Origin of the sequence: Acinetobacter sp. SWAC5, assembly GCF_003419885.1 — a bacterium.
In the GTDB taxonomy this organism is placed as follows: domain Bacteria; phylum Pseudomonadota; class Gammaproteobacteria; order Pseudomonadales; family Moraxellaceae; genus Acinetobacter; species Acinetobacter cumulans.
The window spans coordinates 53,710-78,959 of sequence record NZ_QUWR01000018.1; the positions used below are offsets into that span (position 1 = coordinate 53,710).

The 25,250-nt window shown below is 41.3% G+C and carries 28 protein-coding genes; 18 read left to right on the forward strand and 10 right to left on the reverse strand.

Annotated features, from left to right (window positions below):
* Window positions 1-170 precede the first annotated feature (170 nt).
* From DYI81_RS13395 to DYI81_RS13440, 10 genes are all read left to right on the forward strand, one after another.
* Window positions 171-569, forward strand: coding sequence for an ATP synthase subunit I (locus tag DYI81_RS13395; protein ID WP_106985339.1), 399 nt, complete (start codon window positions 171-173; stop codon window positions 567-569).
* 104 nt (window positions 570-673) lie between these two features.
* Window positions 674-1,549 (forward strand): F0F1 ATP synthase subunit A, encoded by an 876-nt coding sequence (atpB, locus tag DYI81_RS13400; protein ID WP_106985308.1) that lies wholly within the window; start codon window positions 674-676, stop codon window positions 1,547-1,549.
* A gap of 83 nt (window positions 1,550-1,632) precedes the next feature.
* Window positions 1,633-1,878 (forward strand): F0F1 ATP synthase subunit C, encoded by a 246-nt coding sequence (atpE, locus tag DYI81_RS13405; protein WP_000424060.1) that lies wholly within the window; start codon window positions 1,633-1,635, stop codon window positions 1,876-1,878.
* A gap of 38 nt (window positions 1,879-1,916) precedes the next feature.
* Window positions 1,917-2,387, forward strand: coding sequence for a F0F1 ATP synthase subunit B (locus DYI81_RS13410; protein ID WP_106985309.1), 471 nt, complete (start codon window positions 1,917-1,919; stop codon window positions 2,385-2,387).
* 12 nt (window positions 2,388-2,399) lie between these two features.
* A complete protein-coding gene (locus tag DYI81_RS13415) occupies window positions 2,400-2,936 on the forward strand; it encodes a F0F1 ATP synthase subunit delta (RefSeq protein WP_106985310.1) in 537 nt (178 codons plus the stop codon).
* A 60-nt stretch (window positions 2,937-2,996) separates the two neighbouring features.
* Window positions 2,997-4,541: a F0F1 ATP synthase subunit alpha gene (gene atpA / locus DYI81_RS13420; RefSeq protein ID WP_117007815.1), complete on the forward strand. Its 1,545-nt coding sequence runs from the start codon at window positions 2,997-2,999 to the stop codon at window positions 4,539-4,541.
* Window positions 4,542-4,630: 89 nt separating this feature from the next.
* Window positions 4,631-5,500 carry a F0F1 ATP synthase subunit gamma gene (gene atpG, locus DYI81_RS13425; RefSeq protein ID WP_106985312.1) on the forward strand — a complete coding sequence of 290 codons (870 nt, stop codon included), beginning with the start codon at window positions 4,631-4,633 and terminating at the stop codon, window positions 5,498-5,500.
* Window positions 5,501-5,526: 26 nt separating this feature from the next.
* A complete protein-coding gene (atpD, locus tag DYI81_RS13430) occupies window positions 5,527-6,921 on the forward strand; it encodes a F0F1 ATP synthase subunit beta (protein ID WP_106985313.1) in 1,395 nt (464 codons plus the stop codon).
* Between the two features lie 26 nt (window positions 6,922-6,947).
* Window positions 6,948-7,367: a F0F1 ATP synthase subunit epsilon gene (locus DYI81_RS13435; protein ID WP_106985314.1), complete on the forward strand. Its 420-nt coding sequence runs from the start codon at window positions 6,948-6,950 to the stop codon at window positions 7,365-7,367.
* A 166-nt stretch (window positions 7,368-7,533) separates the two neighbouring features.
* Entirely contained in the window at window positions 7,534-7,839 is a 306-nt protein-coding gene (locus DYI81_RS13440; protein WP_106985315.1) for a hypothetical protein, read from the forward strand.
* Here DYI81_RS13440 and DYI81_RS13445 read toward each other — a convergent pair.
* Complete coding sequence (locus tag DYI81_RS13445) at window positions 7,836-8,279, reverse strand: AAA family ATPase (RefSeq protein WP_106985316.1); 444 nt, start codon at window positions 8,277-8,279, stop codon at window positions 7,836-7,838. The two genes, DYI81_RS13440 and DYI81_RS13445, sit on opposite strands and share 4 nt — an antisense overlap.
* A 151-nt stretch (window positions 8,280-8,430) precedes the next feature.
* On the opposite strand from DYI81_RS13445, the gene DYI81_RS13450 reads away from it, so the two are divergent.
* Complete coding sequence (locus tag DYI81_RS13450; protein WP_162368821.1) at window positions 8,431-9,297, forward strand: D-hexose-6-phosphate mutarotase; 867 nt, start codon at window positions 8,431-8,433, stop codon at window positions 9,295-9,297.
* A 97-nt stretch (window positions 9,298-9,394) separates the two neighbouring features.
* On the forward strand, window positions 9,395-9,871 hold the full coding sequence (locus DYI81_RS13455; protein ID WP_117007816.1) for a hypothetical protein: 477 nt from the start codon (window positions 9,395-9,397) through the stop codon (window positions 9,869-9,871).
* On the opposite strand, the gene DYI81_RS13460 is transcribed toward DYI81_RS13455, so the two are convergent.
* The 5 genes from DYI81_RS13460 to DYI81_RS13480 form a co-directional block, all read right to left on the reverse strand.
* Entirely contained in the window at window positions 9,868-10,866 is a 999-nt protein-coding gene (locus DYI81_RS13460; protein ID WP_117007817.1) for a pirin family protein, read from the reverse strand. The two genes, DYI81_RS13455 and DYI81_RS13460, sit on opposite strands and share 4 nt — an antisense overlap.
* Before the next feature lie 102 nt (window positions 10,867-10,968).
* Window positions 10,969-11,574 (reverse strand): hypothetical protein, encoded by a 606-nt coding sequence (locus DYI81_RS13465; protein WP_117007818.1) that lies wholly within the window; start codon window positions 11,572-11,574, stop codon window positions 10,969-10,971.
* A 149-nt stretch (window positions 11,575-11,723) separates the two neighbouring features.
* Window positions 11,724-12,101: an RcnB family protein gene (locus DYI81_RS13470; protein ID WP_117007819.1), complete on the reverse strand. Its 378-nt coding sequence runs from the start codon at window positions 12,099-12,101 to the stop codon at window positions 11,724-11,726.
* 232 nt (window positions 12,102-12,333) lie between these two features.
* A complete protein-coding gene (locus tag DYI81_RS13475; protein WP_117007820.1) occupies window positions 12,334-12,876 on the reverse strand; it encodes a glutathione peroxidase in 543 nt (180 codons plus the stop codon).
* 233 nt (window positions 12,877-13,109) lie between these two features.
* On the reverse strand, window positions 13,110-13,874 hold the full coding sequence (locus tag DYI81_RS13480) for a helix-turn-helix transcriptional regulator (protein ID WP_117007821.1): 765 nt from the start codon (window positions 13,872-13,874) through the stop codon (window positions 13,110-13,112).
* A 110-nt stretch (window positions 13,875-13,984) separates the two neighbouring features.
* Between DYI81_RS13480 and DYI81_RS13485 the strand changes: the two genes are divergently transcribed.
* Entirely contained in the window at window positions 13,985-14,875 is an 891-nt protein-coding gene (locus DYI81_RS13485) for a DMT family transporter (RefSeq protein ID WP_117007822.1), read from the forward strand.
* A 422-nt stretch (window positions 14,876-15,297) separates the two neighbouring features.
* On the opposite strand, the gene DYI81_RS13490 is transcribed toward DYI81_RS13485, so the two are convergent.
* Genes DYI81_RS13490 through DYI81_RS13500 form a run of 3 tightly spaced genes read right to left on the reverse strand, consistent with a single transcriptional unit; the run spans window position 15,298 to window position 18,213 of the window.
* On the reverse strand, window positions 15,298-15,867 hold the full coding sequence (locus DYI81_RS13490) for a Sua5/YciO/YrdC/YwlC family protein (protein WP_106985325.1): 570 nt from the start codon (window positions 15,865-15,867) through the stop codon (window positions 15,298-15,300).
* 42 nt (window positions 15,868-15,909) lie between these two features.
* Entirely contained in the window at window positions 15,910-17,040 is a 1,131-nt protein-coding gene (dprA, locus tag DYI81_RS13495; protein WP_106985326.1) for a DNA-processing protein DprA, read from the reverse strand.
* Between the two features lie 18 nt (window positions 17,041-17,058).
* Entirely contained in the window at window positions 17,059-18,213 is a 1,155-nt protein-coding gene (locus DYI81_RS13500; protein ID WP_106985327.1) for a LysM peptidoglycan-binding domain-containing protein, read from the reverse strand.
* 119 nt (window positions 18,214-18,332) lie between these two features.
* Between DYI81_RS13500 and def the strand changes: the two genes are divergently transcribed.
* The 4 genes from def (at window position 18,333) to DYI81_RS13520 (ending at window position 22,887) form a co-directional block, all read left to right on the forward strand.
* The gene (gene def, locus DYI81_RS13505; RefSeq protein WP_106985328.1) at window positions 18,333-18,863 is read left to right on the forward strand and encodes a peptide deformylase; all 531 of its coding nucleotides are present in this window, start codon (window positions 18,333-18,335) and stop codon (window positions 18,861-18,863) included.
* 89 nt (window positions 18,864-18,952) lie between these two features.
* On the forward strand, window positions 18,953-19,378 hold the full coding sequence (locus DYI81_RS13510; protein ID WP_106985329.1) for a DUF2946 family protein: 426 nt from the start codon (window positions 18,953-18,955) through the stop codon (window positions 19,376-19,378).
* A gap of 74 nt (window positions 19,379-19,452) precedes the next feature.
* A complete protein-coding gene (locus DYI81_RS13515) occupies window positions 19,453-21,555 on the forward strand; it encodes a TonB-dependent copper receptor (protein ID WP_106985330.1) in 2,103 nt (700 codons plus the stop codon).
* 132 nt (window positions 21,556-21,687) lie between these two features.
* Window positions 21,688-22,887: a hypothetical protein gene (locus DYI81_RS13520; RefSeq protein WP_117007823.1), complete on the forward strand. Its 1,200-nt coding sequence runs from the start codon at window positions 21,688-21,690 to the stop codon at window positions 22,885-22,887.
* Window positions 22,888-22,932: 45 nt separating this feature from the next.
* Here the strand turns inward: DYI81_RS13520 and DYI81_RS13525 are convergent, their stop codons facing one another.
* Window positions 22,933-24,138 (reverse strand): oxygenase MpaB family protein, encoded by a 1,206-nt coding sequence (locus DYI81_RS13525; protein ID WP_106985332.1) that lies wholly within the window; start codon window positions 24,136-24,138, stop codon window positions 22,933-22,935.
* A 96-nt stretch (window positions 24,139-24,234) separates the two neighbouring features.
* Here DYI81_RS13525 and DYI81_RS13530 point away from each other — a divergent pair, with 96 nt between their 5' ends.
* Window positions 24,235-24,846 carry a TetR/AcrR family transcriptional regulator gene (locus tag DYI81_RS13530; RefSeq protein WP_117007827.1) on the forward strand — a complete coding sequence of 204 codons (612 nt, stop codon included), beginning with the start codon at window positions 24,235-24,237 and terminating at the stop codon, window positions 24,844-24,846.
* Window positions 24,847-25,250 lie beyond the last annotated feature (404 nt).

Genomic DNA, 25,250 nt, shown 5'->3' on the forward strand with positions numbered 1-25,250 from the left:
GCAAAAAATAATCAGTTATTGATTAGATTAAAAGCGGATTATTGATTGAAAAAAACCAGACTTAGGTCGGGAAAAGATTGCATGTTCAAGGGTGTAACTCTATAATGCCTGCGATTAAAAATAATCATCAGCTAAACTTGTCAAGCATAATTGCTGTGAGTGTACAAAAAATGAGCCGAACTAGTCGCTTGATTGATCGACGATTAGCGAAAGCTTTAGTCATCTTACAAGCAGTAATGATTCCTGTTTCAGCCTTGATTGGGTGGGTCCTCAAAGACTCTACTGCGGCATTGAGTGCAGCCTTGGGTGCACTGGTCTGCTGGCTGGCTAGCTGCTACTTTACGTGGCAGTCTTTTAGAGCTGCTGGCGCCCGCGCAACCAAGCAGGTGCTGTCCAACATGTATCGTGGCATGATGGGCAAGTTTGCAATAGTGATTGTTGGATTCATTTTGATTTTGAGCAATGTAAAGCCACTGTCACCGGCCGCATTGTTTTGTGGTTTTATCCTCGTTCAAGCCATGTCGTGGGTTGCGCCTTTTTGGGCGTCACGTCTACAGAAACGAGTTTAAGCGCAGTAGAAATTGAAAAGTTTTTTCAGGAATTAACGAGATATCAAGCAGCACGCGATATTCGTTACTTCCATTAGTTTTTTGACATTGACCAGGTGTGATTTATGGCTGCTGAAGAACATGCCCTTACTTCGACCGAGTATATCAAGCACCACTTGACCAATATGACCTATGGCAAAATGCCAGACGGTACATGGAAGTTGGCTGAGACTGGCGCTGAAGCTCAACAGATGGGGTTCACTGCTATTCACTTGGATTCAATGGGTTGGTCGATCGGCCTTGGTATTATTTTCTGTTTGTTGTTCTGGATTGTAGCGAAAGCTGCAAACGCTGGTGTTCCAACCAAGTTCCAGTCTGCAATCGAAATGATTATCGAGTTTGTTGACTCAAGTGTCCGCGACACATTCCATGGCAAATCACGTTTGATTGCGCCTTTAGCTTTGACCATCTTCGTGTGGATTTTCCTCATGAACTTGATGGACTTGATCCCTGTTGACTGGATTCCTTATACAGCTCAACTGATCGGCGCGAATGTGTTTGGTATGGACCCTCACCACGTTTACTTCAAAATCGTTCCATCTACTGATCCTAACATTACCCTTGGTATGGCATTATCAGTATTTGCGTTAACTATTTTCTATAGTATCCGTGAAAAAGGTCTAGTCGGATTTGGTGCAGAATTTGCGCTTAACCCATTTAACCCAAGTAACCCAGTTTTAAAAGCTATCCTGATTCCAGTAAACATTTTACTTGAATTGGTAACTTTTATTGCACGTCCAATCTCATTGGCTCTTCGACTGTTCGGTAACATGTATGCAGGTGAGTTAATCTTCATCTTAATCGCATTACTACCGTTCTGGATCCAGTGGGCGTTGTCTGTGCCTTGGGCGATCTTCCATATTCTCGTTATTACGTTACAAGCATTCATTTTCATGATGTTGACTATCGTATATATGAGTATGGCTAGCGAAAAGCATTAATGGTATTGCCTGACTATCGAAGATAGTTGGGCGCACAATTTTTTAATTTAATTTGGTATAAACCTAACCTCTGAGGAATTATCATGGAACTCACTTTAGGTCTAGTTGCAATTGCATCTGCTATCTTGATCGCTTTCGGTGCTTTAGGTACTGCGATTGGTTTTGGTCTTCTAGGCGGCCGTTTCTTAGAAGCTGTTGCTCGTCAACCAGAATTGGCTCCACAACTTCAAACTCGCATGTTCTTAATCGCGGGTCTTCTTGATGCTGTGCCTATGATCGGTGTTGGTATTGGCTTGTTCTTCATCTTCGCTAATCCATTTGTAGGTTAATCAGCTTAATTCCTAAATTAAACTATTGAGGAATAGCAATGAATATCAACCTCACATTGATTGGCCAAGCGATTGCATTTGCGATTTTTGTCGCATTCTGCATGAAGTTTGTATGGCCACCACTAATCAATGCGATTAGTGAGCGTCAGCGTAAAATCGCTGATGGCTTAAACGCGGCTGAAAAAGCAAAAGCTGACCTTGCGGATGCGCAAGCTCAAGTGAAAGCTGAATTAGACGCTGCTAAAGCACAAGCGGCTCAATTGATCGAACAAGCGAACCGTCGCGCTGCACAATTGGTAGAAGAAGCTCGCACTCAAGCATCTGCTGAAGGTGAACGTATTCGTCAACAAGCGAAAGAAGCTGTTGATACAGATATCAATGCTGCACGCGAAGAATTACGTCAACATGTTGCTGCTCTTGCAGTTACTGGTGCAGAGAAAATTCTGAACCAACAAGTTGATGCAGAAGCTCACAATGCCATGCTGACTCAGCTGGCTGCTAAACTTTAAGAGAGGCAGATTATGGCTGAACTCTTGACGTTGGCACGCCCATATGCAAAAGCAGCATTTGCTTACGCATCTGAGCAAAATGCAGCTGACTCATGGTCAACTGCGCTTGAATTGCTCAGTGCTACAGTACAAGACGAAGCATTTTCAGCTTACTTAAATCGTCCTGAGCTTACTCCTGCACAGCAGGTGTCTGTTTTGGCAAAAGTTTTAGGTGAAGACCAAACTGCAGCAGTGTCAAACTTTTTGACATTGCTTGCTGAAAACAACCGTTTGGTACTTCTTCCTGAGATTGCTGCGGAATTTGAACAGCTCAAATCACAGAATAACAATACTGTGGATGTTGTGATTGAATCAGCATTCCCATTGACTTCTGTACAGGAACAATTACTTACACATGCATTAGAGAAGAAATTCGAAGCAGCTGTAAATGTGACTGTTGAAGTGAAACCAGAGTTAATTGCTGGTGTAGTTATTCGTGCAGGCGACCAAGTGATAGATGATTCTGCGCTTAATAAGCTTGAAAAAATGCGGACTCGTCTTCTAGCGTAATTATTTTAAAAATTACTGCGTAAGAAGACTGAACTTACATAAAGATTGAGGTATAGCGCAATGCAACAACTGAATCCATCCGAGATCAGTGCGCTCATTAAACAGCGTATCGGCGATCTGGACACCAGCGCAACCGCTAAAAACGAAGGTACCATTGTTATGGTATCTGACGGTATTGTGCGCATTCACGGTCTTGCTGATGCAATGTACGGTGAAATGATCGAATTCGACGGCGGCCTTTACGGTATGGCACTGAACCTAGAACAGGATTCAGTGGGCGTCGTTGTTTTAGGTAACTACTTAAGCCTTCAAGAAGGTCAAAAAGCTCGTTGCACAGGTCGTGTATTAGAAGTTCCGGTTGGTCCAGAACTTTTAGGCCGTGTAGTAGATGCTTTGGGTAACCCAATTGACGGTAAAGGCCCAATTGATGCAAAACTTACTGATGCTGTTGAAAAAGTAGCACCAGGCGTAATTTGGCGTCAATCAGTGGATGAACCTGTACAAACTGGTTATAAATCAGTAGATACAATGATTCCAGTAGGCCGTGGTCAGCGTGAGTTGATCATTGGTGACCGTCAAACTGGTAAAACAGCTATGGCGATCGATGCGATCATCGCTCAGAAAAACTCTGGCATTAAATGTGTATACGTAGCAGTTGGTCAAAAACAATCAACTATCGCTAACGTTGTACGTAAGCTAGAAGAAACTGGCGCTATGGCGTATACAACTGTTGTAGCAGCAGCGGCAGCGGATCCAGCAGCAATGCTTTTCCTTGCTCCTTACTCAGGCTGTACAATGGGCGAATACTTCCGTGACCGCGGTGAAGACGCACTTATCATTTACGATGATTTGTCTAAGCAAGCAGTTGCTTACCGTCAAATTTCATTGTTATTACGTCGTCCACCAGGTCGTGAAGCGTACCCAGGTGACGTATTCTATCTTCACTCTCGTCTTCTTGAACGTGCTTCGCGCGTTTCTGCTGACTACGTTGAGAAATTCACGAATGGTGAAGTTAAAGGCCAAACTGGTTCTTTGACTGCATTGCCAATCATTGAAACTCAAGCGGGTGACGTATCTGCATTCGTACCAACGAACGTAATTTCGATTACTGATGGTCAGATCTTCCTTGAAACATCATTATTCAACGCAGGTATTCGTCCTGCTGTGAACGCGGGTATCTCTGTATCTCGTGTTGGTGGTTCTGCGCAAACTAAGATCATCAAAAAATTGTCTGGCGGTATCCGTACTGCACTTGCACAATACCGTGAATTGGCAGCGTTTGCTCAGTTCGCTTCTGACCTTGACGAAGCAACTCGTAAGCAATTAGAACACGGTCAACGTGTTACTGAGTTAATGAAGCAAAAACAATATGCTCCTTACTCAATCGCTGACCAAGCTGTATCAGTATATGCATCTAACGAAGGTTATATGACTGACGTTGACGTTAAGAAAATCGTAGACTTTGACGCTGCGCTTATTTCTTACTTCCGTTCAGAACATGCTGCGTTAATGCAAAAAATCGATGAAACTGGTGATTACAACAAAGACATCGAAGCTGAATTTAAAGCAGGTATTGAGAAGTTCAAAGCGACTCAAACTTACTAATATTCAACTGAGTTGGATTTAGTTCTGGTTTGGTTCACGGAATCAACCTTCGAGGGCTCGAAAGGGCCTTCGAATACTAGGTTAAGCGTATGGCAAATTTAAAAGAAATTCGCGCCAAAGTAGCTAGTATCAAAAGCACGCAGAAAATTACTCGCGCGATGCAGATGGTAGCAGCTTCTAAGATGCGTCGTGCGCAAGAGCGCATGGCTCAAGGCCGTCCGTATGCCGAAAATATGCACCGTGTAATTGCTCATTTGGTACAAGCGAACCCTGAATACAAACACCGTTATATGGTTGAACGCCCAGTTAAGCGCGTTGGCTATATCATTGTGTCATCAGATCGCGGCCTTGCTGGTGGTTTGAACATTAACTTGTTCAAAAAAGTGGTAAAACACGTACAACAGCAACAAGAGCAGTCAATTGAAGTTCAATTTGCTTTGATTGGTCAAAAAGCGGTTTCGTTTTTTAAAAACTACGGCGGTAAAGTGCTTGGTGCGACTACGAATGTAGGCGATACACCGAGTCTTGAACAGTTATCTGGTTCTGTACAGGTGATGTTAGATGCATTTGATAAAGGCGAGTTAGATCGTATTTATCTAGTGTCTAACGGCTTTGTCAACGCCATGACTCAAAACCAAAAAATCGAACAACTTGTTCCTTTAGCTGCTGCTGAAGAAGACAAGACTCTTAACCGTCAATACGGTTGGGATTACTTATACGAGCCAGAAGCTGAAGAGCTTTTAAATGGCTTGTTGGTTCGTTACATTGAGTCTGTGGTGTATCAAGGTGTGATTGAAAACATCGCGTGTGAGCAGTCTGCTCGTATGGTTGCAATGAAAGCTGCAACTGATAACGCTGGTGAAATCATCAAGAGCCTACAACTTATTTATAACAAGCTGCGTCAAGCCGCGATTACTCAGGAAATTTCTGAGATCGTTGGTGGTGCCGCTGCCGTTTAACATTATTTTGAATTGAGGAGACAGCAATGACTGGCGGTCGTATCATTCAGATCATCGGCGCGGTAATCGACGTCGAGTTTGAACGCAACAGCGTTCCTAAGATCTATGACGCTCTACAAGTTGATGGCACTGAAACTACATTAGAAGTTCAGCAACAACTTGGTGATGGCGTAGTTCGTACTATTGCAATGGGTTCTACTGAAGGCCTTAAGCGTGGTTTGAACGTAACGAATACTAACGCGCCTATCTCTGTACCAGTTGGTACAGCGACTCTTGGCCGTATCATGGACGTTCTTGGTCGCCCGATCGACGAAGCTGGCCCTGTTGCGACTGAAGCGCGTTTACCTATTCACCGTCAAGCACCTTCTTATGCAGAACAAGCGGCTTCTACTGACCTTTTAGAAACTGGTATTAAAGTAATTGACTTACTTTGCCCGTTCGCTAAAGGTGGTAAAGTTGGTCTGTTCGGTGGTGCTGGTGTTGGTAAAACTGTAAACATGATGGAGTTGATCAACAACATCGCGAAAGCTCACTCAGGTTTATCTGTGTTTGCTGGTGTTGGTGAGCGTACTCGTGAAGGTAATGACTTCTATCACGAAATGAAAGACTCTAACGTTCTAGACAAAGTAGCAATGGTCTACGGTCAGATGAACGAGCCACCAGGTAACCGTTTACGCGTAGCGTTGACTGGTCTTACTATGGCTGAGTACTTCCGTGATGAGAAAGACGAAAACGGTAAAGGCCGTGACGTATTATTGTTCGTAGACAACATCTACCGTTATACACTTGCGGGTACTGAAGTATCAGCATTGTTAGGTCGTATGCCGTCTGCTGTAGGTTACCAACCAACTCTTGCAGAAGAGATGGGTGTTCTACAAGAACGTATTACTTCTACTAAGTCTGGTTCTATTACGTCAATTCAAGCGGTATACGTACCTGCCGATGACTTAACAGATCCATCGCCTGCGACTACCTTCGCTCACTTGGACGCAACTGTAGTATTGAGCCGTGACATCGCATCTTCTGGTATTTACCCAGCGATCGATCCACTTGACTCAACTTCACGTCAGTTAGATCCACTTGTAGTTGGCCAAGAGCATTACGAAATCGCTCGTTCAGTTCAAAACGTTCTTCAACGTTATAAAGAATTGAAAGACATTATCGCAATTCTTGGTATGGACGAATTGGCAGAAGAAGACAAACTTACTGTATACCGTGCACGTAAGATCCAACGTTTCTTCTCTCAACCGTTCCACGTAGCTGAAGTATTTACTGGCGCGCCTGGTAAATTAGTATCTCTTAAAGACACAATCCGTGGCTTTAAAGGTCTTTTAGCTGGTGAATACGACCACATTCCAGAACAAGCGTTCTACATGGTTGGTGGTATTGACGAAGTTATTGCTAAAGCTGAGAAACTTTAATTAGTGACCTAATTTAGGAGATTCTCATGGCGAATATGCAGTGTGATGTTGTAAGTGTTCAAGAGTCTTTGTACTCTGGCACTGTAACGATGCTAATTGCTAAAGGTGCTGGTGGTGAGTTAGGTATTATGCCTGGCCATGCGCCACTAGTAACTTTACTTAAGCCGGGCGCGATCCGCGTTCTGCTTGAGAATGGTACAGAAGAGTTAATCTATGTATCTGGTGGTGTTCTAGAAGTTCAACCGCACGTTGTTACGGTTCTTGCAGATACTGCAATCCGTGCCGACAACTTAGATGAAGCTGCAATTCTTGAAGCGCGTAAAAACGCTGAAAACTTGCTAGCAAATCAAAAGAGCGATTTGGACGCTGCTGCTGCTTTGGCTGCTCTTGCAGAAACTGCTGCTCAGTTGGAAACAATCCGCAAAATCAAAAACCGCGCTCAATAAGACGCAGTTTGAGATTGAAGAAACCGTCCGAAAGGGCGGTTTTTTTTGCTATAAATTAAATGTTTATCTAAAGCTTTAAGGTTATTTTTTATGGCTAAAGTTGCATATATTTTATGCAATAATTGGAGTATGTTCGGTCAATTATTTAGCATCTAAGTAGCACAGTATGAATTTGATTGCGTATGAAGCTCAAAGTTGGGAACTGTATCGAGATGATGAACGCTATTATCTCAGTATTGCGATGGATATGAGCTCCGTAGTGTCTTGTTGGGATTTAGTTTTGAACCAAGATGAAATACAAGCTTATGAACACCGTGGTCGTGTCAGTATTCAGGAATTGGCAAAGCGAATGATTGAGCAGGCCTACAAAGGCGATTTCAGCAATATGGAAAGCCGTTTAGCGAAACCGTATGAGCGTTATGCTATGCAAAGTGCATATAAAATTTGGCAGGGTAGCCAAAAAGTGGATTAATCAAACATAGGTATTACTGAAAATTCACCATTGCCAATAATCTTCAACTTAAAAATTTGACTAAAGCCTTCATCGAGTTTGGGTATTTCAAGCTTCTTATAAGTTGCTCGAACGCCAACTTCAGGAATATTGGCTTTACCTTCGCGGTGGCGATTACGTTCTAAAGTGCTGTTTAAATCGGTTTCAAAATAATAAGAAATCACTTCAAAGCCAGCATCTTTGGCCCGTTGAATATAGCGAGCACGATCTTGCTGGGTTGGGTTGGTATTATCAATGACCATTTGGGTTTGAGAGGCTAAACCAGCTTCAAAAATGATATTTTCTCGATGCCGTGTTTTCAGCATATCCAAGTTAATACGCAAATGGCTATGGGCTAAATTTAGTAAATAGAAACTCGATTTACCTGCTGCTTGTACACCCGTAAAAATAATCAGTTGCATCGAATCGTACTTTAGCCATGAACAAAAAATAATTAAATCATGCCAACCGTATAGACACAATCTTCGTAAAATTCATTTAGAAAGTGGTGACTTAACGTATTCGCTATCTATTACAATAGATAGAACACAGATGATAACTAAAAGAGTCGCCATGCAACAGCTTGAAGGAATTGAATATCGGCAATTTGCACAGAGTGAGCTGCATTATATTCAGGTATCTAATGCATTTTGTGAGGCAAAAATTGCATTGCAAGGTGGACAGATTCTTGAGTTTTATTCAAAAATGCAGCAACGCCACTTGTTGTGGTTGTCTGAGCTGAATCAATATGTTGTTGCGAAAGCCATTCGAGGTGGGATTCCACTCTGTTTTCCATGGTTTGGTGCACATGAAACTGAACAGGACTTTCCTGCACATGGTTTTGCTCGAAATTTAACATGGCAGTGTCAAGATATTGTGATGGATGACTTTGGTCATCATATTACTTTGCAGCTAAGTGATAGTGAACAGAGTAGAAAATACTGGAATTATGCGTTTAACTTGCAAATGGTGATCCATTGCGAAGAGGTATTAAGACTCGAGTTTAAATTACAGAATTTAGATCATGAGGCCTTTGATTTTGCTTTTGCATGGCATAGTTATTTCCCTGCACAGACCACTGGGGCTAGAATTACGGGTCTTGAAGGACAATTTTATATTGATCAGTTGGATCAGAATCAGATAAAGCAGCAAACTGAACATGCCATTAAGTTTGATGCAGAATTAGATCGAATTTATCCTTTAACGAAGATGAATTTTGTATTAGAACAAAGTCCGCAAACTTATATCAATATACAAAGTACCGCGCAAAGTGCAGTGATTTGGAATCCTTGGGTGGACAAAGCAAAACGCATGGCCGATGTTGCAGATGAGGCATGGTGTGATTTTGTATGTATTGAATGTGGTCAAATGGCATCGGCTAAACAATGCTTAAATGCAGGTGCAAGTATTCAGTTTGAACTTACAATCAGTGGCGCATAACTGGTGCTCAGATATGGGATGTGATGTTTTTTTTCTGCATTATGGTCATTTGGGATATATTAATGCAGAATTTACTATTAAAAAATAGAATAAAAATATGAAAAAATATTGTTATAAAGCTTTATTTTTATTGATTATTTGTGCTTTTTTGAGTGCATGTCAAACCGTGCAGTATGTGACGAAACCCAATTATCCAACCGAAGCGTCGTTGGTGGCCAATGCTTATGCTAATGGGCTCAGTACTGAGTTAGACATGCCTTACTTACAAGCCTACTTTAATTTAAAGCAGGCTTACCAACGCTGTGTGGCGTTTAGTACTGATCAAGCCTTGGTATTTACAGATAATCGCTTAGAACAAGAGATTGAGTTGGGTACATTATTTGCTAAAACTGAGCATGGTGAATTTCTACAAAAAACCTTGGTTGAAGGTTTGGGGCAAAATAAAACCCGAATCAGTCTATTTTTGCCCAAACAGTATAAATTTGCCAAACAGCGCTTTAAGCAGGATATCTTACGTGCCCTAGGTCAAGACAAAGCCTGTAATTTAGGTATCGTGATTCCAATTCAAGCTTAAGCTTGTTTTGGAAACTCTTTGCGTTGGCCACCATCATAACTGGCAAAGCGAGCTTGCTCACGTGAAAAAACAGTTGCTGGGCTAGGCCAAGGCCATTCACCAAAATGTGTTGCGCGGTAGCGACGAAATGCGTCATCTAACTCCTGATTTGTATTTAGTACAAATGGGCCACGCATTGCGACAGGTGCACCAATAGGTTCACCTTCAAGCCATAAAATCCGTGCTTCAACTTCACCTGCTTGGAGTTGAATATTCACATCGGGTTTTAGTTCAGCTAAATGTTTATGCTGAATTTGGGTATTGGCTAATTCGAGGGTATCACCTTGATAGAAATAGGCAAATCGCGTAGTGGTTGCTGTTGTTGCTGGAATGGTTAATGTGGCATGGGGTGCGAGGGTAATGAGATAAATATTCACTTTGTTTTCTGGTGCTGCTGCCCATGAGTGTGGTGGTCGTGAAATCGCTTCAGTGCCTTGGTATTGCCCAGATATGACACGAATATCAGTGTCTCGGCCTTGGTCATCTTTTGCGCTTACATGCGGAATATGCTCGCGCCAAAACATTTTATAGTCTGCAGGCTGTTGTTTTTGCTCGAGCGATGAATTAAACCAAATTTGAAATAATTCGAATGGATTTTCACGGTCTTCATTGAGTAGCGGAAACATTTCGCAGTGTTCAACGCCACTACCTGTACTTAGCCATTGAACATCGCCAGCGCCATAGCGCCCGCCATTGCCCAAAGAGTCGAAGTGATCGACAACGCCTTGCTCTACCAAGGTAATGGTTTCAAATCCTGTATGCGGGTGCTCTGGAAAGCCGGGGACAGTATCACCATAATACATATTAAATTCTTGATGTTGCGCAGCTGTAGCTGGGCCTAAGTTGGCATTGGCCTTGGGGAAATGATCAATATGGTGTGCAGTAAATAGAAAAGGGTCTTTTAAATCTAGACGAAAAGTAATGGGGCTAAGGGCATAAATGACCGCGTCAGACATGGCTACATTCTCTCTATTATTATTGCTAATCTCTTTAATGTAAGAGTGAATGTGGCACAAATCTGTAGCGGAACTGTATAAATTCAGGCCATTTTAGATAGATTAAGAGGTGCTGTCTGAATCTTGGTTTTGATCTTTGGGTTGTTGAATCAGCATAGCGGCTAATTTCAGCATCTCGCCTTGAATATTCCCCATTTGTTGTTCAATTTTTTTAAAGTCGACTTGGCTTAAATCGACTTGGCCATTCAGAAAAGGTGAATTGAGTACCTGTTGATTGGCGTCCAAAATATTTTGGCGGATGTCAGTGATTTCTTGTGACTTGAGCTGGACTTTATTGAGGGCTAGATCAAAGGCTTTTAATTGTTGTTGGAGCTGTGTGGCAGCGTGTTGTAATTGAACATGATCTTGTTGATCTACTGCTTTTTGTAGCTCGCTTTGAGTTTGCTGCAATTGTTGGGTGTAGTCATTGGTGCTGAGCTGTAAATCAGTGACATCACGCATGATATAAAATAAATTGCCTTGCTTTAGATCTGAGCGCGTCGCATCTTGTTGCTCAGACATCGGCTGTATTTCATCCGCAGTATGCGCAAGCTCAGATGTACTTTCACTGCTGGAAGGATCTCGGCCTGATTGATCACAGCCCAGTAAAACCAAACCAGTGGCAAAAATAGTGAATGGGAGAACAGCACCCTGTAGAAACTTTTTCATTACAGCTAAATCTATCTATTTATTTAATTTCTAATATGCAGTCAAAATATGTAAACAAAATAGAGAGACACAAAGTCATAACAAAAAAATGAATGAAATAGATAAAACAAAAAAGAGCGCCGAAGCGCTCTTATATGACTTAGAATGAATTAGCCAGCAATAATTTTAATAATGCTGTGGCTGATGATATTAGTTAACACATAATCGCCATTTACTTTAATCCATTGTTGGTTTTTACCAGGTTTGCTCAATTTTTTGTATTTGCTGTGATCGACTTTGTAACTGTTGCCACGGTATTGGCTCGGTACTTTTTGTCCTGCACGCCAGTCATGAGCTGGTTTAACCGATTTTTTATGCTGCTGCGCTTGAGGTTTAGCAGGCATTTTATCTTTTTGCACTTGATGCTGTGCAGGGGCCTTTTGATTATGTTCAATTTGAGGCTGATTGTTTTGAGGTGCAGCCATTGCAGGTGCAGCGACTAAAGCTGTTGAAATTGACAGTACAATTGCTTTCATTAATGTATTCATATTTTCACCTGTTATTTGCTACAAGCATTTGTGGATAGCTTCATCATAGAGTTGATTAACAGATAAAAATTGAATGTATTGTTGTAGATCATTTAAAATAATGGATTAACTATGTGTTTTATCTTCATTTGATAATATTTTTTATTTATTTGGTTATGTTTTTTAATAAAGCCTTATTAGAGTCTTAAATTGATAACTCGAATAAGGCGTTAATGGTGTTGCTACAATAAGCTTATTTTGCCAATTCAGCATTAATGGCATCCACAATACGTGGGTCATCAGCCGTAATATCAGGTGCAAAGCGCGCCACAACTTCACCTTGTTTATTCACAAGGAATTTTTCAAAGTTCCATAGGACTTCAGGTGGCTCATTTGGTGTAAGGCCATAATCCACGAGATCTTTCCACCAAGGCCCTTCACCAATACGTGTTGGAATGGCTTGGGTGAGGGTTTGGTAAAGTGGATGTTTATCTGCACCAGCCACTGAAATTTTAGAAAATAATGGGAAATCTACTTGATAATTGAGTGAGCAGAACTGCTGAATTTCCTCATCTGTACCCGGTTCTTGCGCTAAGAAGTTATTTGCAGGGAAGCCTAAAATTTCTAAACCTTCTGTTTTTTTCGCAGAATAGAGTTTTTCTAAGCCTTCATATTGTGGTGTTAAACCACATTTTGAAGCGACGTTGACTAACAATAAAACTTTGCCAGCATATTGATTTAATGTGGTTTCTTGTCCATCAATACGGTTGACTGAAATGTCATATACAGAAGCCATGTAAATTTCCTATTTACTTATAAATGTATCTTCACTGTTTTAGCGGTAAAACGTTTACGGGGCAAGCGCTGTATTGCTTACTTTGGCTGGTATTTGTCGTTTTCTTTGTATCAATTCAGCATAAGTAATTCAGAATTTCTGCATCAAGCATAAGCTCAGCATTCCGCAGTAGATGAGACGATTCAATTTAAAAGACCTATTAAGAGAGCAAACTATGAGCTTGCGACTTCCTTTTAATCTCTTAATTGTGTTGGGGTTTTACCTGTATAGCGTTTAAAAAATTCGATAAAACTGGAACTATGTTGATAACCGAGAGCAAAACTCAGAGCTTTAATGGATACACCATGTTTAAGCTGCTGAATGGCATATAACAGTTTTGCACGATTTCGCCATTCACTTAGCCCCATGTGTAATTCATTTTGACTGAGGCGCAGTAATTGCCGTTCACTCAGCTGCGTGGTGGTTAGGCATTGTTGTAAGCTCAGTGGAAAATATTCAGGTGCACTCAGGTGTTGTAAGAGCGGTTGCAAAATAGGGTGATGGCTTTGTGGTAAATAGTGCTGATGTTTGGGTGCTATTTGGAGTTGATCGTAGATTACCCAAAGCAAATGGCGATATATCTTTAAGCTGGCATGATCTTTTGCCTTTAAAGTTTCTTCCACTAAGGCCCTAAAAAACGGGCTTACACTTAAGATTTCAGTATGGGCTGAAATATTGCGACCGAGTTCGGGTGCCAGTCGAATAGCAACATAATGAATGGGTTGTTCATCTATCGCATGTGAATTGTGTTCTGTATGCGGGGGAATCCATAAACCATAGCTCGGTGGTGCAAGATGGAGTTGACCTTCGACTTCATATTCAAATAGTCCATTTAAGCAAAAATTAAAATCTCCCCATAAACAGCTATGCGAATAGACTTGATCGTTAGGGCTGTAGCAAGCCGTAAAAATTTCAATGGCTTGTTCAATACATTGGGGGGGATCTACTAAATTTGGCATGTCTGGCTTCAATCGATGTCGGGAGACCAATATCAATGTCTGAAATAAGATATTTAAATTAAAACAGACAGCGTACAGAATATAGACTTTATTAAAATAGAGATAGCATCATGCGAATAGGCAATCCAAGGTTTGCATTTATTTTGCCTTTGATCGCAGTGTTGATTTGGTCGCTCAACATTGTTGTTACTCGCTATGTGGTTGATTTTATTTCTCCCTTAAGTATTAGTTTTTATCGTTGGTTGTTGGCGTTTATTGTGTTAACACCCTTTATGATTTTGCCTGTTTGGCGCCATCGCATACAGCTTTTGCAACTTTGGCCAAAGCTGGCTTTATTGTCTGCATTTGGCATGGTGTTGTATCAGGGCTTGGCGTATAGCGCTGCGCACTATACAACGGCCACCAATATGGGCTTAATTAATGCATTTACACCTGTTTTTACCATTGTGATTGCCATTTTTATTTTAAAAGAATATCCGAGCCCTTTAACTGTATTGGGCTGTGGAATTTCCTTCATGGGGTTGGTGTTGGTGATCACTCAGGGAGAGTTTGCGCGCCTCATTGATTTTGGCCAATATTTTGGTGATTTATTAATGGTGTTGGCTGTCTTTTTATATGCTTTTTATGGGGTATTTCTTAAAAAGTGGCATATTTCACTTCCAGTAATGGTGAGTTTATACATCCAAATTCTTTTTGCATTGATTTATCATCTGCCCTTTGTGTATTGGCAAGGCTTAGATGCGCTAAATGCAAACAATACTGCTTCAGTTTTATACGCAGGTATTTTTCCTTCTATTTTTGCCACCTTACTTTGGATGATGGCGGTACAACGTTTAGGGCCAAACAGCACCAGTATTTTTATGAACTTCATGCCTGTCTTTACTGCGTTGATTGCGTATTTTTGGTTGGGGGAGCAATGGGGGATATATCATACAGTCGGTACTGCTCTGACCATTTTGGGGGTATTACTGGCGCAAAATAGTCGGCTGTGGCGTAGTTAAGTGGATTTTTATGTTTGCTCAAATGAACTGGTTGGTTAAAAAAAGAACAAATAAACTGACTTTTTTGATTGGATAATGCACTTATATGTGTAAAATTAAGTGTAAAAAATGATTAAATTGATGATTATTTCAATTAAAACACAATCAAAAATAGTGAGATAGTTTTACTAATGGTATGTTTTTTATTAACTAATGATACTTTTTATATTTTTTTTAATAGAAAAAACCTATTTGTTTGGCTGGTGTGTTTGCGACATAATGCCTGCATAGAAAGTCATCAAGCATTGAATTGATTGGTTTTCCCAGAGATTTACGAACCCTCTGGATGTGGTTTACACATCCTTTTTTATGCTCAGTCATCCCTATATGACTGAGCTTTTTTTTATCTGAAATTTACTGAGTCCTTGCAAGAGAACTCAATATTATGCGCGGATGATTTCACCTGTTTGCGCATCAATAATTTTACTTGGTTCACGACTTAAGCCTAAATCACCATTTAAATAATTGGGTGATTGCTGGAAATATGCTGTAGCTTCTTGTAATGAACGAGCAGGGCTTAAACCCGCAGGGTTAGCACTGGTTGAAACAATAAAACCATTAAATGCATTGCAAAGGGCAACACACAGTGGATGGGTCGTCACACGGACTGCTACCTTTGGATGGTCGCCTTTAATCCAGTGTGGAATGTGTTCACCCGCAGGGAGTAACCACGTGGTAGCACGCTCAGTAGGTGCGCGATTACTCCATGAATCAATTACTTGTGTGCGCATTTCAGGAGAGAGAGCCTCTAATAAATGCGCAACTTGATTGACATTTGATGCCAGTAAAATGACACCTTTTTCAATTGGACGTTGTTTTAAACGTAAAATTTCATGAAATGCTGCTTCATTAAAGGGGTCGCAACCTAGGCCCCACACAGCCTCTGTAGGATATGCCAGAACGAGTCCTTGTTTAAGACATGACGCTGCTTCGGCAACAGAGGTAGTAATCATCTGATAAACACCTTTTTAACATGCAAAAGGCTATTGTGAACCTTATTTGCCAGAACGACAACGTAGATAGCGTCCCGCTTGCTGTAAAGCGAAGCCTTGCAGTTCGAGTTCCATCAGTTGTGCTGTGAGCTGTGCGGTATCTTGTTTGAGTATGATTGCTAGTTGGTCAAGGTCTTGACCGACCCAATCTAGTTGATTGTAAATTGGGAGTAAATGCTCAGGAATAGACGGAGCTTGAGACTGTTGTTGTGCGACCAATTGATGATGTTGCCACTGCGTAGGAAGGGCTAAATCTTCAATCACTTGCTGTGGATGGTCTACTAAAATTGCACCTTCCCGAATCAGTTGATGGCAACCTTGGTGGAATTCACTATAAATATGGCCTGGAATAGCAAAAACCAACTTGCCTTGCTCCGCAGCTAATTTTGCCGTAATTAATGACCCACTTTGTTGGGCAGCTTCTGCCACAATTACGCCTAAACTGAGTGCACTGACAATACGGTTTCGCCGTGGAAAATGATGCTGTAGTGGAGGTGTTTGGGGTAAGAACTCTGTAATTACCGCACCACCGTGCTGAATAATGTCTTGTTTTAGGCTTTGGTGTGAAGTTGGGTAGGTTTGATCTAGGCCTGTGCCCATCACAGCGATAGTACGTTGATGTTGTAATCCACCGCGGTGTGCTGCTTCATCAATGCCTTGCGCTAAACCACTATTAATAAAGAAGCCTTGTTCACTTAAATAAAAGGCAAAATCATAGGCAACTTGTCGACCATGCGGGCTGGGTTTACGGCTGCCGACAATGGCAACTTGGGGTTGTAGGAGGGCTTGTGGATTACCCTGACCAAAAAGAACTGGCGGTTTATCGGTATAAGGTAAAAGTTGTTGTGGATAATGCAGGTCGTCTATGCAAACGACAAAATCGCTATGTTGTTGAATTTGGGTGAGGCAGTGTTGAAACTTTTGCTGGCCTTCTGTGAGCTGAAATTCTTTGAGCCGTTGGATATGATTTTTATGTAGGCCTAGGCGTTGCCACTCTGTTACTTCTGAAGCTTGGAAGGCGTGTTTGAGTGTGGGATAGTTCTCGTGAATTTTATAGAAACTGGACAATGAATGCTGAACTAAATACCACAAGGTAATAATGTCAATCTGCGCTTGTGATAGCGGATTCAGCATACGGTGTCCTAGTGTGAATTAATCATCCATTAAAGGTGGTTGGATGCTTGCACCCACTTTAATTGGCAGTTCGCTTTCTAATACATAAGCATAGCTGAGGTTGTCAAAAGTTTTGAACACCATGATTTGTCCGACACGTTGATCTGGCAGTTGAATGCGTTCACGTGTTTTCGGATCATTTACGATATCGCCTTTGTCTTCTACACTGAATACATAGCCAGCTTGTACCCCTTGTGAAGAACCACGATCGATAGTTACAACACTATGAATCGCCGCAGTACCAATTGAACCGAGCACACGAACAATTGAACCACCTGAGGTTACATTATTTGCATGTGTTGGATAGAAAACAGTTGGAAGCATTGGGTCATATTCTGGCAATACACGGTCGCCACGTCGAACTTCTCCTGTATAGGTATCGGTCAGTTCTAGTGTGGTAATGTCATTTTCACCACGAACAGCAATACCTGAAGCAACTTGGTTGATTTCTAGGCCAGCTGTGTATTTTTTACCTTGGTTGTCGGTTAAGACGTATGGTTGACCTTCACGGTATATCGCATAGCGTTGACCTACTTCTAAGCCATGTCCTCGGGCATAAACCGTTTGACCAGCAGCTGCAAGCACACGGTGATCGGCAGCACCGACAATATATGGAGTTTGTTCAAGTGATTCAGGGTTAATGATGCTACTGCGTTCTAACCATTGCTTAATATGTTCCAATGGAATGACAGGAATAGCATTACTTAAAGATTCAACCCGAACCTGAGGCTGTAGTTTTGTACCACCAGTATAACGGCGAATAATGCCTTCACAGCCATCACCTTCATCTTTACCAATAATCGGTTTACCATTATAGGTACACATCAGTAGGCGGTCGCCTGGGAAAATCCAGTGTGGATTTTTAACATGCTTGTTGCTTGCCCAGATTTCAGGCCAACGTACTGGGTTTTTTAAGAATTTTTTTGAAATATCCCATAGCGTATCGCCTTTTTTCACCACATAAACATGTGGAGCGCTGGCTTTAAGAGAGGGTGGATTGACATTGCGAGCAGGTGCAGCCTCAACAGTACTGATTGCACCTAAACCTACACCCGCGCAGATTGCGAGAGCAAGCATTTGTTTTTTAAACCCCAAGGCACTAAAAAGTGGCATGCCTTTCAAAACCTTTTTCATTATCATAATTCCTAAAATTATGTATGTAGTTGCGTTATAATAACAATCTTACACACATTTTTTTGATGAAGCATTCCTTCATTTGGTTTTTTGATCAGTGGCATAATTGAGGACGCAGTATGGCCTTATTACCTATTTTAAGTTTCCCGGATCCCCGTCTTCGTACCATTGCAAAACCTGTAGAAGAGGTGACTGATACTATTCGTCAGCTCGCTGCAGATATGTTTGAAACCATGTATGAAGCGCCAGGCATCGGTTTAGCTGCGACACAAGTCGATCAGCATATTCAATTGATCGTCATGGATCTATCTGAACATAAAGATCAACCTATGGTGTTCATTAACCCCAAAATCACACCATTAACTGAAGAAACGCAGCCTTATGAAGAAGGCTGTCTGTCAGTGCCTCAAATATACGATAAAGTTGAGCGTCCGTCACGTGTAAAAATTGATGCAATTAACCTTGAAGGTCAAGCATTTGAAATAGAAGCTGATGGACTTCTCGCTGTTTGTATTCAGCATGAAATGGATCACTTAAATGGCAAGCTATTTGTCGACCATTTGTCGCCATTAAAGCGTCAACGGGCACGTGAAAAAGTGGAAAAGTTAATACGCCAACGCAATCGCGAAAAACAGCCCGTAAAGCGCTAATTGGCTTTTGCGGTTTAAGCGTGATGAACATAGCCCAATTTCGATTGGGTTTTGTTATACTCAGCAACGACAAATTTTAGGGTTTGCCATTGTTTTTGCGTAGTGGGTTGCTACTTTCCTTTGTAGCCGTTTTTTTACAGATTGCTGTATTCTTACAGCCTTTGCTTCCGCAGCAATATCAAATTGCGCCGGTCTGTGAAACCATCACGCGTGCACTTTTGTCTCATTCCACTCCTGAATCATCTCATTTAGCACATGGTGCACATCATGCAATGCATGAGCAGTCTGTGCAAAATGCAATGAGCCATGCACATGATCATGATGCTGGCCATCAGTGTCAGTACTGCACGGTCTATGGCAACTTGGTGTTACCGCCTGATCTAGACATTCAAGAAGTCTTAGATCGTGTTCAGGTACGTTTAGTTGCCTTTGTGCGCAGTTTTAGTCATGTCTGGTTTGCGCTACAGCGCCTATTTTTACTCCCTCAGGGGCGAGCCCCGCCACTTTTTGCATAAATCAACGTTTTGAAATTTAAGGGTCTTGACTGGCTCCAGACCTGTTGTATTTATGTTTTAAGTGAGATTTTAAAATGGCTCAGCCTCAATTTTATTTACAGCCTTTAGCCGCTGCGATTGCTGTTGCATGTTCAACTATGACTTGGGCAAATGTGACCGAAGATGCGATGCCACCACAAACGGCAGTGCAAAGTTTAGCGCCTATTGTAGTGACTGCTGCTGGTGGTAATGATGCCAATGGTTTGATCGTCCGTGCAGATCCTAAACAGCCGATTCAACCAATTCCAGCTTCAGATGGTGCAGACTATTTACAGAGTATTGTTGGATTTAGCGCAGTTAAAAATGGCGGTACCAATAGTGATGTCACGTTCCGTGGCATGTTTGGTTCACGGATTAAAATTTTAACTGATGGCACGGAAAACTTAGGCGCGTGCCCATATCGAATGGATGCGCCGACGTCTTATATTTCACCAGAAAGTTATGATCGTATTTCAGTGATTAAAGGCCCGCAAACTGTGCAGTATGCCAATACAGGTTCAGCTGCTACGGTTATTTTCGAGCGTCGCCCAGAGCAGCTTGATGCTGAAAAAAATTACCGCGGTCAAGCCAGTGTGCTGATGGGGTCTTTTGGGCGCTTAGATCATAATGTTGAAGCAGCAATTGGGGACGAAAAAAAATATGTGCGCTTAAATGCCAATCGTTCCGTGTCTGATAGCTATAAAGATGGCAATGGTGCGAAAGTCCCTTCAGATTGGGAGCGTTGGAATGCTGATTTGGCGTTGGGCTGGACGCCTGATGAGAATACTTGGGTGGAATTGACTGGAGGTAAGGCTGACGGTGAAGCGGTCTATGCAGGTCGCTCAATGGATGGATCTCAGTTTGCCCGCGAAAGTCTAGGCTTACGTGTAGAAAAGAAAAATGTCACAGATGTGATCAAAAAAATTGAAGCACAAGTGAACTATAGTTTTAATGACCACATCATGGACAACTTTAGTTTACGTACACCGCCTATGGAACATGATATGACGACCCATGTCATGGTGCCGAATCCATCTTCAATGCAAGTGACACGCCGTACTTTAAATGCACGTATGGCTGTTACGCATGAATGGGATAAGTTGCAGTTCATTTCTGGTTTTGATATGCAGCAAAATAAACATGCAGGCGGTATGGTCTCTAACAGCATGAATATGCCAGTAACTGAAGATATGAAATTTCAGTCTTATGGTGGATTTGGTGAGATCAGTTATCCACTGAGTGAAAACAATAAACTGGTATCAGGGCTACGTTTAGATCAGGTAAAAGTCACAGACGAGCGTGCAGCTTCTGCCAACGCTGGACTGAATACAGAACTCTCTGACACCTTGCCAAGTGCATTTATCCGTTTTGAAAACAAACACCCAGATCATGATGATGGTAAAACCTATATTGGTTTAGGCTATGTTGAACGTATGCCTGATTATTGGGAGCTTTTTAGCCCGAAACATGGCAATGCAGGTACAGCAAATACCTTTAATGGCGTGAAGACTGAAAAGACTTTGCAATTGGATGCGGGCTATCAGCATGCGCATGGTGCATTCAGTTCTTGGGTTTCTGCTTATGCAGGCCTGATTAATGATTATATTTTAATGAGCTATCATGATCATTCATCTTCAATGCCAGGCATGAATCACGGTACAGCAAGTAAAACTGCGGGTGCTAAAAATGTCGATGCAACCATTGCAGGCGCAGAAGCAGGGATTGGCTACCAATTTACCGATGCGATTCAGGCAGATATCAGCGCGATGTATGCATGGGGTAAAAACACCACGGATGGAAAACCATTGCCACAGATTGCACCATTGGAAGCACGCGTGAATCTACGTTATGTACAAGAAAAATATACTCTTGGTGCATTATGGCGTGTAGTGAATAGTCAGAACCGTATTAGCCAAGATCAAGGTAATATTGTGGGCTACGACATGCATCAAAGTGCAGGCTTTGGCACATTGGCTTTAAATGGCACCTACCATGTGAAAGAGGGTGTCGATTTGTCTTTGGGTGTCGATAACGTGTTGGATAAAACCTATAAAGAGCACTTGAATAAATCGGGCAGTGCAGGCTTTGGTTTTGCTGAAGAAGAACAGTTTAACAATACAGGCCGGAATTATTGGGCGCGTGTTAGCATGAAATTTTAAGCTTTAATTCTTTCAAAAAAAGCCATTGTTTTCGAACAGTGGCTTTTTTTATGTTGCACGTTTTTAATACAATATGCTGAGGCTGAAAACTAAATAAATACAGATAGATCACTCATATTATTGGATCAATGCATGCTGACAGAAGAATTTAAACAAAAAACACTCGAAGATTTAGAAAAACAGAAATACAGCGCATTTGAAGCTGAAGAGTTGGATGAGACATTTAAAGCAGAAGTCAGGGCATGGTTAAAGACCGAAGGAATTTATCATTTTGATTTTTACCGTCATCGCCGTAATACAACCCGCTATTTTATCGCGTTTCAAGAAGCTGAAATTGCTGAAAAAAGATTCCGTATTTATAGCGAAAATCAAAATTTTGTCGGGAAATTTTTACCATTTGCCTGTGCTCTGATGATTCTGCTATTGACGGTTGTCTTTATGCAGTACGGCTCTAGCAGTCTGCCAGAACGGGGGGTAATTCGAAGCTTAATGAATGCCTCGGTGGTCATTTTGATTCCATTTTTTATCGGTATGCTTTTTGAGTATTTGGCTTCAGTGGGTGAGCCTAATTTGTCTTTTTGGCGTGCCAGTAAGGAGGCTGTAGTTGGTTGTTTGCTTATTTTGGTGGTCAGTATTTTAGTCTTGCGTGAAGGCGTAATTTGTTTGGTAATGCTAGGGCCATTGGCTTTTGCTGCGCTTTTTGCAGGCAGTGGAGTCATGCAACTGATCTGTGTTTATTTTTGGCAGCCGACAAATAAAATCTATTCATTGTCTATCTTGCCCTTATTACTGTGTTTGTTTTTGCCAGATTTTTCTAAAGATTATTATGGGCAAACCCAGCGTGAAATGATTATTCATGCACCGCAAGAGCAAGTATTTAAAGCCATTAATCAGATCGGGCCCATTCAGGCCAATGAAGTGCCCAACAGTTTCATTTTCAAAATGGGTTTTCCAAAACCAATCTTTGGCATGACTGAACAGCGTGCAGAAGGTATGGTTCGAACCATTCAATGGGAGCGCGGGGTGAAGTTTGAGGAGCGAGTACAAGCGATGCATGCGCCGTATCTGCTGAGCTGGGATTATCACTTCACGCCACACTCATTTCCCAAAGGCTCTATGGATGATCATGTAGAAGTGGGTGGTCAATATTTTGATTTGCTCAAAACAGACTATCAGTTAGAAAAAATCGATGCGCAAACCACCAAACTGGTGCTGACCATCGATTATCGAGTATCTACGGAATTTAACTGGTACAGCAAATTGTGGGTCAATTATGTTTTGGGTGAGTTCAGTGATGTGGTTATGACCATTCATAAAAACCGTTTGGAATAATTTGAAATGAAAGGTGAGGCGGCAGGCCTCACAGGTCGATGCTTTTTAAGTATGCATACTGGCCAATTGTTTGGCTTTGCTTTGATATAAAGCCAAACCTAGCTTTTGTATGTTCCGGCCTTTGCGCTGTAAAAAATACTCCAATGCAGGAAGATAACGCGCGCCACTATAAAGTGTCAGATTTCGTGCAATTAAATAATAAGCAAACCATGATGCGGATTGCGGTTTTAATCCCAAGCGCTGCATGCGTTTTTTACCAATAAAATATTGAGTCAGCTCAAGGTGCTGTCTATATGCTAACTTTTGCTGAAAAGGCCGTAAATAACGGTACTGACGTTCAAAAGGTTCGTTGGATAGACTTGAGCCGAGGGCATGGCTACTTTGATCTGATTTTGGATGTGCAAATTGCATCCAATATAAAAACCGCCATCCCTCAGGCTCACTCTCCACCAGCCACTGTTCTTCAACGCCCATTAACCAGCCGATATAACGCCAAAAGTGTAGGAAATTTTCAATCTCTTGCTGGCTTGGGAAAATTCCTAAAGCACGAATACCAATTAAAACTACACTGCTAAAAGCCAAATTGGTCATGGCCAAATCAAATTGATTAATTGGCAATCCCCAGGTTTCACTATCCCATTCCTTTTTCTGTTTTAAATGAAAGTGTACAAGGCTATGAATAAAGCGCACGTAAAGGGTTGAAGTAAAGCCAGCATGAAAGCGCATTAAGCCTGTGACTTCTGTAATGTCCATCCACCATTTAGTGGTTTCAGCCAAACGTGTGCCTGCTTGTTTATTTAAAGCGCCAGTCAACATGAGCGGTTGGTTAAAGCCAGGATATAAATAGCCCGCCATGAGGGATAAATCACGTAATACAAAGCCGTTATTAATCCCAAGACGATGGGTAAATTCCACAGCGTGGTTTAAGCGTTGCTCATCCACCCAAAGTGGCCTATTTTCAATATATTCAAAAAAACAGACCAGTTCAGGTTCAGGAGAGCTTAATGCGCTTAGCCCTTGATATAACGCTTGCTCAAAGCGCTTGCGGTTATGTTTTGGGTTTTGCATGACCCAAGCCACGACAGCATCCATTTGTGTATCGCCAGAAACTAATGCTTTATTGAGCATGAGATATTCGGCATAAGATGGTGCAAGTGGCTTTGTGGAAAAATGACTAAGCACCATACTCAAAAGATTGCTTTGTTGCATGTGTTGGAAGGAATGCAGGCGTTTGGGATTTGATCTGGTCATTGTTTATTGACCTGTGTTGTTGTTTAATCAAACTCTAATATGAATATTTATTCGCATTCAATTCGCATTTTAATTTTGCGTATCATGGGTGAAATAATGAGAAAAAAACCACAACAACAACGTGCCAAAATCATCGTCGATCACATTTTACTTGCTGCGCAGCAATGTATTGCAACACACGGAATACTGCAGCTGACAACACCTAAAATTGCAGAACGCTCAGGGGTGGCAGTTGGATCGATCTATCAGTATTTCGAAAATAAAGAGCAAATTGTAGAAGCCCTACTTTTACAAAAGTCAGAAAATCTAGGTTTAGCCTTCAAACAACTGGTGGTTGAAACAGAAGCACAAAGTATTTATGAAATCATCCCAATTTGTATTCAATTTGGTTTTGACACGTTAAAAGCCGATCAAGGCTTTTTAATTGAAGTCTTTAAACAGTGGCATCACTACAGTCAATCCGAGGCTTCAGCTGTGCTGGAAAAGCATTTCTTTGAAGTGGGGATGTACCTGTTTAATCGCTATTATTCACATTGGAATTTTGAAATTTTAAAAAATAAATCCTTTGTGATTATTAATAGTACGCTTTTTACTATTATGCGCTATGTGAGTAATAATAATTTTCTTATTACAGAACAACAGCTTAAGAAGGAATTAACCCTAATGATACTGGCATACTTAGACGTAGAAAGTAGTAATGCAAAATAATTTAAAATAAATAAACCATACATATCAATTGCTTATGTGTTTGCAAGTTTAAATACTAATCACTCAAATAAATAATTTTAAAAATATGCTTGCAACACATCTGAAATGCTGTAGAATGCATATCCATCGGCGGTGATGAAGATTAAAACTTCTGATAAAACAAGGACTTGGTTGAAAAGATTAAGTTTGGTTTTAGAAAGAAAGTTTAAAATAATTTGAATTACTTGTTGACACTAAATAAATTTAGTGTAATATAGCCGACCTAGCTTGCTGGTGACGAACCAGCAAGAAGATCATTAAGAGATTATGAAGAACAACTTGTGTGGATTTTTACTGGTTGATCAATCGAATATATTTTCATTGATAATTGGTAGAAATTTCTCGAAGTTTATTTGAGCAAATAT